Origin of the sequence: Streptomyces atroolivaceus (assembly GCF_000717025.1) — a bacterium.
Taxonomy (GTDB): Bacteria; Actinomycetota; Actinomycetes; order Streptomycetales; family Streptomycetaceae; genus Streptomyces; species Streptomyces atroolivaceus.
The window spans coordinates 1-13654 of the sequence record NZ_JNXG01000033.1 but is presented as its reverse complement, the minus strand read 5'-3'; the positions used below and the strand labels follow the sequence as shown (position 1 = coordinate 13654).

Sequence of the window (13654 nt, the reverse complement as noted above, 5' to 3'; positions counted from 1 at the left end):
AGCCGATCCCACTCCGCATTCGTCAGATCCCCACGACCCATGAAGCCAGCCTGACCCCAACACCCCACCCCCGTCAGGAGATCCGAGAAACAGTACCTAGTTCGACGCGGCGCCGGGTGACCTCCTCCGACTCGAGCGCGTGCCCGGATCGCACCACGGCGTAGGCGTAGTCGGCCGTCTGAAGGAGCCCCGGGATGTAGTGCCCCTCGTACGTCCGGATGGACGCCGCGGCCTCTTCCAGGCCGACCAGGGGTTCGAACCAGTCCGGCAGTACGTCGGCGTAGTGACGCCACCAGCCCCGCTGTCCGGCCCTGCGCACCAGATCGATGAACTCCGCCGTCCTGAGGGGATCGGTCACCCCGTAGAGCGCGAGGAGATCGGCGGCATCACGCTCCTTGCACGGAGAGTGCCCCGTCTCCATCCGGCTGATCTTCGCCGTCGAGCACCGGATCCGGTCGGCGGCCACATCGGGCGTGATGCCCGCCTCGCCGCGCATGCGCCGCAATTGCGCCCCCAGAACCAGGCGCAGGGCCGTGGGACTTGCCCCCGGCGCCGGGGCGAGCGTCGGCTTCCGTGACGGCTGGAGCGGTTCGATGCCGGGCATGCGGACTCCTGAGGACGGGCGTCTTGACGCCAGTGTGCCATCAGGAGCCCACGGGGAGTCGGCGGATGCGGGAGTGCCGTGTTTTTTCAGCCCCGTACTGCCGCGGTTTCAGGCTGACATGGAGTCGAAGTCGCCGTCCCTGACGCCCGCGAGGAACGCGCGCACTTCATCAGCCGTGTAGACGAGGGCCGGGCCGTCGGGGTACCTGGAGTTGCGCACGGCTACCGCACCGCCGGGAAGCAGTGCCATCTCGACACAGTTCCCGCTGGGATTGCTGTGATGGCTCTTCCTCCATTCCACGCCGGTCAAGGAGTTGGCGGGAACGCCGTTGTCGATGTGCTGCATGCGGTCCATTCCTTTTCGTCGCGCTGACTCGACCTGGTGTGCCACCAGGGTCCGTACCGTGTGAACAGGTGTCCTCCACTCACACCACCGGGTGCAATTCCGGATGCAATTGCACCCGGTGTACGGACGGCGAGGATACTAGTGGCCATCCGGCCCCCACGGCACCACGTACCGGCCTCGAGCGAAGGGTGATCAGCGCTCATGCACGCGGACTGCACACCACGTCACGGAGCAGCAGCCCTTGTACCCGGCTCGGCCTGGAGCAGCGCGGACCCTCACACGGCTCTCGCGCTGGATCTCGGTATCGAGGCCCCGGGATTCACCACACGCGGCCTGGGCGCGGACCCCGAGAGTCTGCGGCAGGCACGGACGTTCGTCCGCGACGCGCTCGAGCGGTAGGGCCTGCGCTCCTCCGCCGACGACGTCGCCCTCGTCGCGGGCGAACTGGCGAGCAACGCGGTCTGCCACGGGCTGCGGCCCGGCACACACCACACCGAACGGCCGCCCGCCCGGCTCGGTCTCGCACGCCAGGGCGGAACACTGATCTGCGCGGTGAGCGATCTCAGCCCCGAGGTGCCCGTACTGCGCCCTGAGGGCGAGTGCCTCGAGCGAGGGCGGGGCCTGCGCATCATCGACGCGCTGAGCAGCTCCTGGGGCTGGTCGCGCCCCACCCGGAGGGGCAAGACCGTCTGGGCCAGGATCCCCGTCCTCCTGGACTCCGTGCCCTACAACCCTGCCAAAGCCGCCCATGCCTCAGCCAGCAGCGAATGCCCGAGCGGGGTCGGGTGGACCCCGTCACCCGCGATGTACTCGGCGCCACCGGCGGCGCGCGCCGCCTGGTTGAGCAGGCCGTCCGCTGCCAGCAGCGCGGTGTCGAACTCTTCCGACAGCCGCCGGACCACCTGAATCCTGGGGTCGAGGTCCTCGCGCCAGGCCCACTGCTCGGCGCGGACGGGGACGAGGAACGGCTCGATGAGGATCAGCTGGGCATCCAGCTCTTCCCGGGCCTCGGTGAGGATGGCACGGTAGTCGTTCTCGAACACACGTGTCGAGGTGACTACGCCGGAGTCGTAGCGTCGCCAGGTGTCGTTCACTCCGATCAGGACCGACACCACATCCGGCTCGGGCTCCAGGGTGTCTTCGCGCCAGCGAGCCCGCAGATCCGAGATGCCGTCTCCGCTGACACCGCGGTTGAGGAACGTGATGTCGCTGTCCGGTCGCGCGGACCGCACGCGTTCGGCAGCCACCCTGACGTAGCCCTTGCCCAGAGGGCTGTCCCGTTCCTCCAGTCGTCCCACATCGGTGATGCTGTCGCCCTGGAACAGGACAGTCGCTGAGCGGTGCAGGCTGATGGTCACGCGGTGCTCCGAACGGTGAGGAACCAGAGGCGGGAAATGATCCTGCCCACGGATACCCGGCGTGATCCGGACCAGGCCTGAAGGGCCCGGCGTGATCCGGACCAGCGGCTCAGCGGGCGGCCGCCTGTGCACGCACCGCGCTGAAGTCGAGCGTGCTCGCAACCTCCAGCAGGGTCTCTTCGGCCACCCGTCGCACCTCGGCCGGAACGTCGCCCTGCTCTTCCACCAGACCGGCGTAGATCGGAGCGTCGGATGCCTCTGCGGAACTCACGTGAAACTGCCTATCGATCGGTTATGCCCGCCAATCAGCGGAAACGGGAGCCGAGTGTACGCGCTTCCGGCCGACCGCCGGGGAGCGGGCCCGGATAGTGACCGCGGTCACCGGAAAACCGGTGGTCCTCAGCGACGGCGACTGCGAGGCTGTTTCCACCGAAGGGGTGTAGCTCAGAGGCCAGAGCGCCGGTCTCCAAAACCGGATGCCGCAGGTTCGACTCCTGCCTCCCCTGCGGGATCGGGTCCCCGCCCGGCGGCGGGCGGGGACCCGGATCCGCTATTCGATGACGAGCTCGACGTCGATGTTGCCCCGCGTCGCCTTGGAGTAGGGGCAGTACGCGTGTGTCGCCTCGACCAGACGCCGGCCGGTCTCCCCCTCGAGCGCCTCAGGCAGCTCGACGCGCATGACGACCGCGAGGCCGAAGCCCGAGTCGTCCTTGCCGATCGAGACCTCGGCCGTCACGGACACGTCCTTGGTGTCGATCTTCATCTCGCGGGCGACCGAGCTCATGGCACTCGCGAAACAGGCGGCGTATCCGGCGGCGAAGAGCTGCTCGGGGTTGGTGCCCTCCCCGTTACCGCCGAGCGCCGGCGGCAGAGCGAGCGGGAGATCGATCCGCCCGTCGGAACTCACCGCCCTGCCCTCACGGCCGTTGGCGGTGGCGGCAGCGGTGTACAGCGCGTCCATGGGTGACCTTCTCTCGTACGAGGTGACCGCGACCCGGCCACCCCCAAAGAGTGACACACAATTTAATTGCGCACAACTAAATGATGGGCGGCAGGCTACGCTGGACTCATGACGCCACCACCGCCCCCCGTCCCAGACCTGACCGAGCTGCCGGACGCGGAACTGCTCAAGCTCGATCACCAGGTCTGTTTCTCCTTGCAGGCTGCTTCTCGCGCGTTCGGAGGCGTCTACCGGGAGGCGCTCGGCGACCTCGGCCTCACCTACCCGCAGTACCTGGCGATGATGGTCCTGTGGGAGCACGGCCCGCTCCCGGTCAAGACGATCGGTGAGCGGCTGCACCTGGACTCAGGAACACTGTCGCCGCTGCTGAAGAGACTGGAAGCGGCAGGTCTCGTAAGGCGCGAGCGCAGCCCGGAGGACGAGCGTTCGGTCATGGTCCGCCTCACCGACGCAGGAACGGAGCTGCGCGAGCGCGCGCTGCCCGTCCCGCGTTCGATCCTCAGAGCCACCGGGCTGTCGGTCCAGGAGATCCTGGCCCTGCAGGAGACCCTGGGCCGGCTCACCGCTTCGCTCGGCCGCGTCGTCTGACCCGGCCCTGCTTCACCGGCACCGGTGGTCCGGGTTCCCCCACAGCGCTCGCCGGACCTCCCGCGCCGAAATATGATGCAGGAACTATCGCAACGCGGAGCGGCCCATGAACCGGCGTCGAACTCCCCGGTCGGCGAGCGCCGAGGACCTGCTCAGCACCCTGCAGCATCTGACCGCCCGCGCCCGGCAGGAAGTGGAGCTGCATCAGGCCCGCGTCGAGCTGGCCCAGGCTCTGCAGCGCAAGATGCTGCCCGCGACGCTGCCTGCTTTCCCCGGGCTGCAGACAGCTGCTCGTTACGCTCCCGCACGCGACGGGCTGGACATCGGCGGCGACTGGTACGACGGATTCGTGCTGCCTGACGGGTCGCTGGGCCTGGCCATCGGCGATGTCCAGGGGCATGACGTGGAGGCGGCCGCCTTCATGGGGCAGATCCGGATCGCCATGCGCGCCATCGCCAGCTCGGCCGCCGATCCGGGTGAGGTGATGGCCCGCACCAATGACCTGATCCTGTCGATGGACTCCACCCTCTTCGCGACCTGCTCGTTCCTCCGGCTGGATCCGCGGACCCGCGAGCTGTGGAGCGCCCGTGCGGGCCACGTCGCGTCGGTGTGGGCGACCACCGACGGACATTCGGGCATCACCGCCGACGCCGGCGGCCTCCCGCTCGGCATCGAGTCGAGTCAGCGCTACGCGGTCACCCGGCGCGATCTGGATGTCGCCGGTGCTTTCGTGCTGCTCACCGATGGCGTCATCGAGGGGCCTTCACTGTCGATCGACGATGGCCTGGACCGGATCAGGCGTCTCGTGAGCGCCCACGCCGGCGCCGACGCCGAGGAGCTGGCGGACAGGGTGCTCCATGCCGCGGTCTTCACGGGGCACGAGGACGACGCGGCGGTCCTCGTCCTGCGCCACGGCGAGACCTCCTCATGGCCCCTTTGAGCACGGCCCTCTGCCGCGCGTGTCACAACGGCCTGCCGTCGTGAGCGGTGTCTTATGAGATGCGTGATCCGCAGCGATGAAACCAGACGCCGAGCCGTGATCGTTCTGCAGATGCTGGGCATCGCCGCTGCCTACTACGCGTCAGGACGGCTCGGTCTGCTCAGACCGGTGGGAGTGGAGAACTCGGTGGTCACGCCACTGTGGCCGCCCTCGGGCATCGCCGTGGCGTCACTGCTGTATCTGGGTCTGCGGATCTGGCCCGGGATCGCGGTAGGAGCTCTGGCCACCGTCATCTCGATGAGCAGCGGTTTCAGCTTCTGGGGTCTCGCTGTCGCGGCGGGCAGCACTCTCGCCCCGCTGTGCTCCTTCCTGGCCCTGCGCGCGGTGGGGTTCCGCATGGAGCTGGACCGCCTCCGCGACGGCGTCGTCCTGGTCTTTCTGGGAGCCATGGCGGGCATGCTGATCAGCGCCACGGTGGGCACCGGGGTCCAGACGCTGAGCGGCGCGCTCCCCGCCGCCCAGTTCTGGCAGGTCTGGTCGGCCTGGTGGGCGGGGGACGCCATGGGCGTACTCATGGTCACACCTCTGCTGCTCGTCCTGCGCAAGGTTCGGATGCCGGGACTGGACGACAGGTGGGTGGAGGCTTTGGCGCTCACCGTCGTCGCGACGGGAGCGACGATCATCGCAACCAGAAGCACCCTGTCCATGATCTATCTCCTCTTTCCGGTGCTCATCTGGGCCGCCCTCCGATTCCAGCTGGCCGGCAGCGCTCCGTGCGCCTTCCTGATGTCGGTCATGGCGGTCATCGCCGGAACAGACCGGGTCGGACCGTTCGCCGGTCACTCGGTGCTCGAGATCATGCTCAACCTGTGCATACTCAACGGCTGTGTGGCACTCACCGCGCTCCTGCTCGCGGCGATCGTGACCGAGCACAACAACATCCGGCACGAGACGGAGGTGGCCTGCGAGGAGCTGGCCGCCCTTGTGGAGGAGCTCGCACCCCGGCCGTCGGCGGAGAGGGGGTCCGACGGGCCGCCGAGCGGGCGCGCCTAGAACCTCAGCCGGTACGGGGGAAGTGGTGCGCCAGAAAGTCGTTACGGAACGTGCCGGCCGGGTCGAGCCGTTCGGTCAGCCGCTCGAAGTCGGCGTAGTGGCTGTACAGCTCCCGCAGCCTGTCCGGCGGAGTGGTGAAGACCTTGCCCCAGTGCGGCCTGGCGCCGAACGGGGCCAGGGCCTCCTCGATGACCCCGAGGACGGGCGTGACGGCCGTCGTGTCGGGTACCCAGGTGAAGTGGAACGCCACCGAGTCCCTCCCCTGGGCCGGGCTGAGCCACAGGTCGTCGGCGGCCACAGTGCGGATCTCCCCGATCTGGAGCAGCGGTGCGAACTGCTGCCGGACCCGGTCGAGGGCCTCGAAGGCCGCCACGGCGTCGTGCCGGGCGACGAAGTACTCCGACTGCAGTTCCTCCCCGTTGCTCGGGGTGAACTCGAGGCGGAAGTGGGGCAGTCTGGCGTGCCAGGGGCCGGGGACACCCTGCTGCTGCGTGCAGTGCTCGGCCGCCACACCCGGAACCGGGTGCCTCGGCCCCTCCGCGAGCGTCGCACCCTTCCACCGGGACGGGGCGGTGCGGGGACCGTCGCCCGCTACCCGCTGCTTGAGCCACACCTGGTCGATCGGGCCGCCGTGCCAGCCGGTGAAGAGACTGACGCTGTAGGCCTCGGACATCACCTCGTCGAACCGGCGGAGCAGACGGTCCTGCGGAAGGCCCTCGTACACCCACTGCTGGACCTCGAAGGCGGGCACGAGGTCCAGCGTCAGCCGGGTCACCACTCCCAGCGCGCCCAGGGAGACGACCGCCCCGTCGAAGTCGGCGTCACCCCGCTCCAGCGAGACGATCCCGCCGTCCGCGGTGACGAACTCCAGCGCCCTGACGGCGCCTGCCAGGGAGCGATTCCCCACGCCCGAGCCGTGGGTTCCCGTGGCGCAGGCTCCGGCAACGGAGATGTGGGGCAGCGAGCCCAGGTTGTGCAGTGCGAATCCGCTGCGGTGCAGGGTGCCCGTCAGCTCTCCGAAACGCAGACCGGCGCTCACCGTGGCGGTGCGCGCCTCCCGGTCGATCTCGATGGAACGGGGCAGGTCCGCGACGGATATGAGCACACCGTGGGTGTCGGCGACGGTGTTGAAGGAGTGGCCGGTGCCCAGCGCCCTGACAGCTGTCCCGGCGGCCACGATGTCCTGCAGTCGGGCGACCGAGGAGGGGGCGTACAACTGCTTGGCGCCGAAGGTGACGTTGCCGGCCCAGTTCGTCTGGCGGGCGGACGGGGCGTGCGCCGATTGATCGATCATGCCTCCGGAGCTTACGCTGCGCCGGTCCGCGGGCTCAGGGCTTGCGTCCCACGCCGCTGATCACATGGCTCGACGGTACGTCCTGTCCGCTCAGGCCGGGATCCGGACGCCAGTCCGCGGTCCTGATGATGCCGGGCTCGACCAGTTCCAGCCCGTCGAAGAACGCGGCGATCCGGTCAGGGCTGCGCAGGTAGTACGAATTCGCGGAGTGCGCGTTGTACGCCTCGATCGCGCGGGTCAGCGTCTCGCTGGTGTCCGTGCCGTCCGCGAGGGCGAGGTGGCTTCCGGACGGAAGCGCCGCCATCAGACGGCTCACCAGGGCCCACGGGTCCTCGTCGTCGGCCAGCTGTCCCATGATTCCGAGCAGTGTCAGGCCGACAGGACGGTGGAGATCGAGGGTGCGGGCGGCCTCCTCGAGGACGCGGTCCGTGTCGCGCACATCCGCTTCGACGTACGCGCACGCTCCCTCCGGAGTGCTGGTCAGCAGCGCGCGGGCGTGCGTCAGCACGAGCGGGTCGTTGTCGACGTACACGATCCGGGACTCCGGGGCCCTCCACTGCGCGACCTCGTGCGTGTTGTTGGCCGTGGGCAGGCCCGTTCCGATGTCGAGGAACTGCCGGATCCCTCCCTCCCCGGTCAGGAAGCTGACCGCGCGGGCGAGGAAGGCCCGCTGGTCGCGAGCGATGCCCGCGATGTCCGGGAAGGCTCTGAGGATCATCTCGCCCGCCTCGGCGTCGGCGGGGTAGTTGTCCTTGCCTCCGAGGAGGTAGTTCCAGACACGTGCCGAGTGCGGCACATCCGTCATGAGCCGGCGGGCCGGTGGCTGTCGGTGATCGCTCATGTCGAGGCCTCACACACCCGCCTGATGACGGAGCCGGTGCAGTCCGGTCCCGGCTCCGGGGCTCAGTACGGGAGGGGTCGTCCGGACGGTGTTCGCAGGTCCAGCGGGGGCGGCCCCGTGGGGGGCTGCGGACGGCGGACGATCTGGATGCGGCCCACGGCCATCACCTCCTGCTGGTAATCCGGTATCTGCCCACCCTGGAGCCCTTCACACGTCGGACGCCCTTCCGGACCGTGCGGCCGCGCTCGCGGATGCGGGCCCGGCGATGTGCGGGGACTCTGGATGGGTGGGGGAAGCCGAGGCGAGGAGGATCCGCCATGTCCGCGTTGGACAAGATCAAGAAGATGCTTAAGGGCCACGAGGACCAGGCAGGAAAGGGTGTCGACAGGACCGGAGACATGATCGACGACCGGACCCAGGGCAAGCACAGCAAGCATGTCGACACCGGCCAGGACAGGCTCAAGCAGCAGTTCGGCTCGGACCGCGATCCGGACAACCCGCCCCGCGCCTGATCACATCGCTCAGCCACGTCGCCCGTCGTCCGACTCCCGTCCGGACGCCGGATCCGGTGACCGCCCCGCCGTCACCGGATCCGGCGTTCGGTATGTACGGATCCGTACGCGAATCTCGAGCACACGGCCGGATTCCTGTTATCGTCCCCGCCGCACAACGTCTCCCGAGTGTGGGAAGTGACGGAACAGGACCCCGGAAGAGTGAGCACAGCATGGGCGAGACACGCGAGACGGCGTTGATCAAGGCCGCGCAGAAGGGCGACCCCGAGGCGCAGGACCGGCTCGTGGCGTCCTACCTGCCGCTGGTCTACAACATCGTCGGCCGTGCCCTGAACGGCCACGCCGATGTGGACGACGTGGTCCAGGACAGTGTGCTGCGTATGCTGCGCGGCCTGCCCTCACTGCGCACCCCGAAGAGTTTCCGGTCCTGGTTCGTGGCCATCACCATGAACGAGATACGCGGGCACTGGCGCGAGCGCAGTGCCGGCGAGGTGACCGCGGACCGTATGGAGGACGCGTACGACGTCGTCGATCCGGCCGCCGACTTCGTGGAGCTGACGATCGTCCGGCTCGGCCTGACCGGCCAGCGCCGAGAGGCGGCCGAGGCCACGCGGTGGCTGGACGACGAGGACCGTGAGCTGGTGTCGCTCTGGTGGCTGGAGACGGCGGGCGAGCTGTCCCGGGCCGAAGTCGCGAGCGCCCTCGACCTGTCCCCGCAGCACACGGCGGTGCGCGTCCAGCGGATGAAGGAGCGGCTGGAGGCTTCCCGGGTGGTGGTACGCGCCCTGGCCGCGGACCCGCGATGCGTCCTGCTCGAGGACCTGACGGTGATGTGGGACGGGGCGCCGTCCGCCCTGTGGCGCAAGCGTCTGGCGCGTCACGCGCGTGAGTGCACGGTCTGTGCGGGGCACCGGTCGGGCCTGGTACCGGCGGAGGGCCTGCTGGTGGGGCTGGCTCTGGTCCCCGTGGCAGCGGCCGCCGGCGGTGCGGCGACGGATTTCCTGCCGACGGCGGTCCAGAGCACCGCGGCCGCGGTGTCCGGCCCCGGACGTGCCGAGCGCCGGCGGGACGGCCTCCGGCGCCGGCGCCGCACCACGGTCGTCGCCGGTCTGGCGGCGGTCGCGGTGCTGGGAGGGGGCGGGACCGCCGTACACCTGTACACGGACGAACCGGGCGAGGACGCCGCGACCGCGGTCGCTCCGCTCACCGGTCCGTCGACCCCGGTGACCACGTCACCGTCCCCGTCGGTCTCACCTTCTTCTTCACCCTCTCCCTCCCCCTCTTCGGCCTCTCCCTCGCCGTCCGTGACCGCGTCCCCGTCCCCGTCCGCGTCGGCAAGCCGGAAGGCCGCCCCGCCCGAGAAGCGGCCGAGCCCGCCCGCACCGTCCTCCGAGCCGGCCCCGCCACCGGAGGCCCCGGCAGCACCCTCGGCGACCGAGGAAGTGATCGCCCTGGTCAACACCGAGCGAGCCAAGGAGGGCTGCGGGCCGGTGAGCGGCGACGGCCTGCTCGCGAAGGCCGCATCGCGTCACTCGGCGGACATGGCGGCGCGGGACTACTTCTCCCACACGTCGCCGGACGGCACGGACCCCGGCGCGCGCATCACCGCCGCCGGGTACCGGTGGAGCACGTACGGCGAGAACATCGCGAAGGGCCAGCGGACCGCTTCGGCGGTGATGGAGTCCTGGATGAACAGTGAAGGCCACCGGGCGAACATCCTCAACTGCGCTTTCAAGGAGATCGGGGTCGGAAAGGAGGACTCGTCCGACGGCCCTGTGTGGACCCAGAACTTCGCCACCGCCCTCTGACCGCGGTCAGGATCACCGTCACACTGCCGAAACGTGCAGGTAGCTCGTACTCCACACAGGGAACCTAGGCTGGGGCTGAGCCCAGGCCGAAGGCGTCCGCCGGCGACAGACGTTTTCCTCCCGCGGACAGGAGCAAGGTGCCCCCGCATTCTCCACCTGCCACTCGGCTCCCCCCTTGGCTCGCCCATGCGCTGCGCGCCCAGCGCGGACCGGTTCCGTGGAGCGCTGTACTGCGCGGGGCGCTTGCCTCCGTGCCGTTGCTCGTGTCGGTGATCGCCGGGCAGCCGACCGCCGGAGTCCCCGCCGCTCTGGGCGCGATGCTGGCCGGCATCAACGACCGGCCCGGGAGCCGCCGCGCCTCGGTGGCCCGGCTGGGGCTGCCCGCTCTGGCGGGCTCGGCCGGACTGCTGGGCGGGACGATGCTCGCGGCGGCGGTGGGCGGCGGGCGGTCGCTGATCGTCCTGCCGCTCGTGTTCGGGCTCATGGGTCTGGTGGCGGGAGCGGTCAGTTCGACGGGGCCCGTCGCGTCCGCGTGCGGCACACAGGTACTGGTCGCGTTCGTGATCGGGGCCGGCATGCCCCTGCCGGAGCCCGGCCCGCTGCGCGCACTGCTCTTCCTGGCCGGTGCGGTGTGGCTCCTCGTGCTGCGGCTGGTCCTCCCGTCGCCGGGCCGGCTCGGCAGCGGCCCGTACCGGCTCGACGGGGAGCGGGAGGCGGTCGCCGCGGTGTACGAGGCCGTGGCCGGCCTGCTGCGGGCCGTCGGCAGCCCGCAGGCCCGCCCGGGGCGCGCAGCGCTGAGCGCCGCGCTCGACCAGGCGCAGGATGCTCTGTCCGGCCCTCGCCTGCGGCGCTACTCGAGCTCCGGGGCAGAGCGTCGACTGCACGCCCAGTACGCGGCGGCACTCCCTCTGGCCGAGGCCGCCACCGCGCTGGCCTGGGCCGGAGTCCGACTGCCCGGCAGGGCCGTGGAAGGGCCCCGCCTGCTTGCGGCCTCTGTGCGGACGGGCGCGCCCTGCGGACCGCTGCCGGCCCCGGCCCGGACGGACGCCGGACTGCGGGCACTGGACGACGCCCTGCTGCGGGCGGCGGCGGTCTTCGACCGACCCCCCTGGGCACCGCCCGGCCGGCGGGACGGAAGCTCGTCCCTCTCCGTGCCCGGCCGGGCGTGGAGCGCCGCGGGTCGCGAGTACGGTCTTCGGGTCGCGGTGTGCTGCGTGACGAGTACGGTCGTGGCGCAGTGGCTGCATCACGACCACTGGTACTGGATGCCCGCCACCACCGTGTTCCTCGTCAAGCCCGATCTCGGGCCACTGGCCTCACGGGTGGCGTGCCGGGCCGTGGGTACGGTCACGGGCGCCGCGGTCTTCGGCGTGCTCGCCATGCTGGTGTCCGGGCCGTTTCCGCTGGTCGCGGCCGTGGCGCTCTGCGGTGCCCTTATTCCGGTCGCCACTCGTCACTTCGCTGTGCAGACGGCGGTGGTCACCACGCTCGTACTCTCGCTGGTCCTGCTGGGCGGTGAACCGCCCGCCTCCCTGCGGCGGGTGGTGGAGTCCCTCCTCGCCTGCACGACGGTGCTGATCGTCGGGCACCTCCCGCTGCCGGGTCGGCGGGGTCACAGCGTACGGGCCGCTCTCGACACGGCGGTGGGGGCGGCGCACCGCTATCTGAGCCATGTCCTGGACTCCCCGGAGGACCGCACGGGCAGAGGGGCGCTTCGCCGCGACGCCTACCGGTCGCTGGCGGTGGCCCGTACGGCGATCGACCTGTCGGCGGCCGAACTCCCCACGGTGGCCAGGCACTCCGCCGGATCCGAGGGTGTGGCAGGTGCGGTGGAGCGGCTCATCGACACCACCACGGCATGTGCGGTGCAGTTGGATCACCCGGCCGGCGGGCTCCCCCCGTCGCATGCCGAACTGCTCGCAGCGCATCTCTCCGAGCTGGAGCGGGCCTGGGCGGTCCCCTCGCGGTGAGCGCCCGCTTCCAGGGTGCGGCGCATGATCGCTGATCCGCAGTGTGTGGTGCTCGACTGCCCCGACCCGGCGCGGCTGGCCGAGTTCTACGCGGCCGTGCTCGGAGATGAGGCCGACCGGCCCGACAAGCGGTGGGCTCCGGGCGAGGACTGGGCGACGGTACACACTCAGGCCGGGCTCGTGCTCTGCTTCCAGCGGGTCGAGGAGTTCTCGCCGCCGGCGTGGCCGGACCCGGCCCGCCCGCAGCAGTTCCGCCTGGACTTCGGTGTCCGCGATCTGAACCGTGCCCAGGAGCAGGTGCTCGCGCTCGGTGCGACCGTGCTGGACGGGGGAACCGACGCGCGCGGCTGGCGCGTGTTCGCGGATCCGGCCGGCCGTCCGTTCCGTCTCGTACGCCACTGACCTCGGGTGCTCAGGTGCTGGTCGAGGGCCCTGACACCCGAGGCCGGGCTCAACGGCTGATCAGTGTCAGGGCTGCGCAGGTGCCGCCCAGCACCCCGGCGGCCAGGACGGACACCGCAACGCAACGTGCCCTGAGCTGGTCGTAGCGAGCGGTGTACTCGCCCCGGAGTTCCATGGCACGGCCGGTGATCCTGGTGAGCGTCTCCCGGCAGACCTCCATCCTGTCCGCCACATAGACACGCTCGACGTCCGCACGCTGGGCGGTGGTGAGCCAGGGCAGCGCTTCGGTGAAGCGGCGGGCATGTCTGCGGGCCTCCTCGACCTCGGCGTTCAGGAGCAGATAGCCCTCCACCTGAGCCAGGCCGCGGGCGCTCTCCTTGTCCGGCTTCATGCAATCCTCCTCTCGTCGAGCCGTCGCCCCGGGCTCTATTCCTGCTTGTCCCCAGGAGCGACCGTGACGGATTCTTGAGGTCGGTTCGTCGTCTCCTCGAGGGCACGGATCGCCGGATAGTGCAGGTCGAACGCCGGAGACTCGGAGCGGATCCGGGGAAGTGCCAGGAAGTTGTGGCGCGGGGGCGGGCAGGACGTCGCCCATTCGAGCGAACGGCCGTAGCCCCACGGGTCGTCGACCTCGATCTTCTTGCCGTATTTGGCGGTCTTCCACACGTTGTACAGGAACGGAAGCATCGACAGCCCGAGCACGAAGACTTCGGCCACCAGAAGTGGAATCCGGCGAACATCGCGAAGACCACGGTGCCGAAGACGACGTAGTGGAAGTGCGCGACGACGAAGTACGAGTCGGAGACGTGGAAGTCCAGCGGCGGCGAGGCCAGGATCACGCCGGTCAGACCACCGAAGAGGAAGGTGACCAGGAAGCCCACCGACCAGAGCATCGGTGTCTCGAAGGACAACGACCCCTTCCACATCGTGCCGATCCAGTTGAAGAACTTCACACCGGTCGGAACCGCGATGAGGAAC

15 protein-coding genes, 1 tRNA gene and 2 pseudogenes are annotated in these 13654 nt (G+C 70.1%); 9 read left to right on the top strand and 9 right to left on the bottom strand.

Annotation, left to right across the window (positions count from 1 at the left end):
- Positions 1–73: 73 nt before the first annotated feature.
- Positions 74–604, bottom strand: coding sequence for a Scr1 family TA system antitoxin-like transcriptional regulator (locus OO67_RS35155; protein WP_244300501.1), 531 nt, complete (start codon positions 602–604; stop codon positions 74–76).
- Between the two features lie 108 nt (positions 605–712).
- Complete coding sequence (locus tag OO67_RS35150; RefSeq protein ID WP_033305912.1) at positions 713–949, bottom strand: DUF397 domain-containing protein; 237 nt, start codon at positions 947–949, stop codon at positions 713–715.
- A 402-nt stretch (positions 950–1351) separates the two neighbouring features.
- On the opposite strand from OO67_RS35150, the pseudogene OO67_RS40735 reads away from it, so the two are divergent.
- Positions 1352–1636, top strand: a pseudogene (locus tag OO67_RS40735) (ATP-binding protein); the annotation flags it as partial.
- Positions 1637–1674: 38 nt separating this feature from the next.
- Here the strand turns inward: OO67_RS40735 and OO67_RS35140 are convergent.
- Positions 1675–2307, bottom strand: coding sequence for an SGNH/GDSL hydrolase family protein (locus OO67_RS35140; RefSeq protein ID WP_033305909.1), 633 nt, complete (start codon positions 2305–2307; stop codon positions 1675–1677).
- A gap of 109 nt (positions 2308–2416) precedes the next feature.
- Complete coding sequence (locus OO67_RS39220) at positions 2417–2578, bottom strand: hypothetical protein (protein ID WP_167748696.1); 162 nt, start codon at positions 2576–2578, stop codon at positions 2417–2419.
- 162 nt (positions 2579–2740) lie between these two features.
- Here OO67_RS39220 and OO67_RS35135 point away from each other — a divergent pair.
- Positions 2741–2813 (top strand) — tRNA-Trp (locus tag OO67_RS35135).
- A gap of 44 nt (positions 2814–2857) precedes the next feature.
- On the opposite strand, the gene OO67_RS35130 is transcribed toward OO67_RS35135, so the two are convergent.
- Positions 2858–3268 (bottom strand): organic hydroperoxide resistance protein, encoded by a 411-nt coding sequence (locus tag OO67_RS35130; RefSeq protein ID WP_033305908.1) that lies wholly within the window; start codon positions 3266–3268, stop codon positions 2858–2860.
- A 108-nt stretch (positions 3269–3376) separates the two neighbouring features.
- On the opposite strand from OO67_RS35130, the gene OO67_RS35125 reads away from it, so the two are divergent.
- From OO67_RS35125 to OO67_RS35115, 3 genes are all read left to right on the top strand, one after another.
- Positions 3377–3856, top strand: a complete 480-nt coding sequence (locus OO67_RS35125; RefSeq protein ID WP_033305907.1) for a MarR family winged helix-turn-helix transcriptional regulator — start codon at positions 3377–3379, stop codon at positions 3854–3856.
- Positions 3857–3962: 106 nt separating this feature from the next.
- Positions 3963–4796: a PP2C family protein-serine/threonine phosphatase gene (locus OO67_RS35120; protein WP_033305906.1), complete on the top strand. Its 834-nt coding sequence runs from the start codon at positions 3963–3965 to the stop codon at positions 4794–4796.
- A gap of 63 nt (positions 4797–4859) precedes the next feature.
- Positions 4860–5849, top strand: coding sequence for an MASE1 domain-containing protein (locus OO67_RS35115; RefSeq protein ID WP_033305905.1), 990 nt, complete (start codon positions 4860–4862; stop codon positions 5847–5849).
- A 4-nt stretch (positions 5850–5853) separates the two neighbouring features.
- Here the strand turns inward: OO67_RS35115 and OO67_RS35110 are convergent, their stop codons facing one another.
- Positions 5854–7143: an FAD-binding protein gene (locus tag OO67_RS35110; protein WP_051710290.1), complete on the bottom strand. Its 1290-nt coding sequence runs from the start codon at positions 7141–7143 to the stop codon at positions 5854–5856.
- A gap of 34 nt (positions 7144–7177) precedes the next feature.
- Positions 7178–7984 carry an SAM-dependent methyltransferase gene (locus OO67_RS35105; protein ID WP_033305904.1) on the bottom strand — a complete coding sequence of 269 codons (807 nt, stop codon included), beginning with the start codon at positions 7982–7984 and terminating at the stop codon, positions 7178–7180.
- Between the two features lie 317 nt (positions 7985–8301).
- On the opposite strand from OO67_RS35105, the gene OO67_RS35100 reads away from it, so the two are divergent.
- The 4 genes from OO67_RS35100 to OO67_RS35085 all read left to right on the top strand — a co-directional run bounded on the left by OO67_RS35100 (position 8302) and on the right by OO67_RS35085 (position 12676).
- A complete protein-coding gene (locus OO67_RS35100) occupies positions 8302–8496 on the top strand; it encodes an antitoxin (RefSeq protein ID WP_033305903.1) in 195 nt (64 codons plus the stop codon).
- A 212-nt stretch (positions 8497–8708) separates the two neighbouring features.
- Positions 8709–10304 (top strand): sigma-70 family RNA polymerase sigma factor, encoded by a 1596-nt coding sequence (locus tag OO67_RS35095; protein ID WP_033305902.1) that lies wholly within the window; start codon positions 8709–8711, stop codon positions 10302–10304.
- Between the two features lie 191 nt (positions 10305–10495).
- Positions 10496–12274, top strand: a complete 1779-nt coding sequence (locus OO67_RS35090; protein WP_051710293.1) for an FUSC family protein — start codon at positions 10496–10498, stop codon at positions 12272–12274.
- Positions 12275–12298: 24 nt separating this feature from the next.
- On the top strand, positions 12299–12676 hold the full coding sequence (locus OO67_RS35085; RefSeq protein ID WP_033305901.1) for a VOC family protein: 378 nt from the start codon (positions 12299–12301) through the stop codon (positions 12674–12676).
- 49 nt (positions 12677–12725) lie between these two features.
- Here OO67_RS35085 and OO67_RS35080 read toward each other — a convergent pair whose 3' ends face one another.
- Positions 12726–13067, bottom strand: coding sequence for a hypothetical protein (locus OO67_RS35080; protein WP_033305900.1), 342 nt, complete (start codon positions 13065–13067; stop codon positions 12726–12728).
- Between the two features lie 35 nt (positions 13068–13102).
- Positions 13103–13654, bottom strand: a pseudogene (locus OO67_RS37645) (cbb3-type cytochrome c oxidase subunit I); the annotation flags it as partial.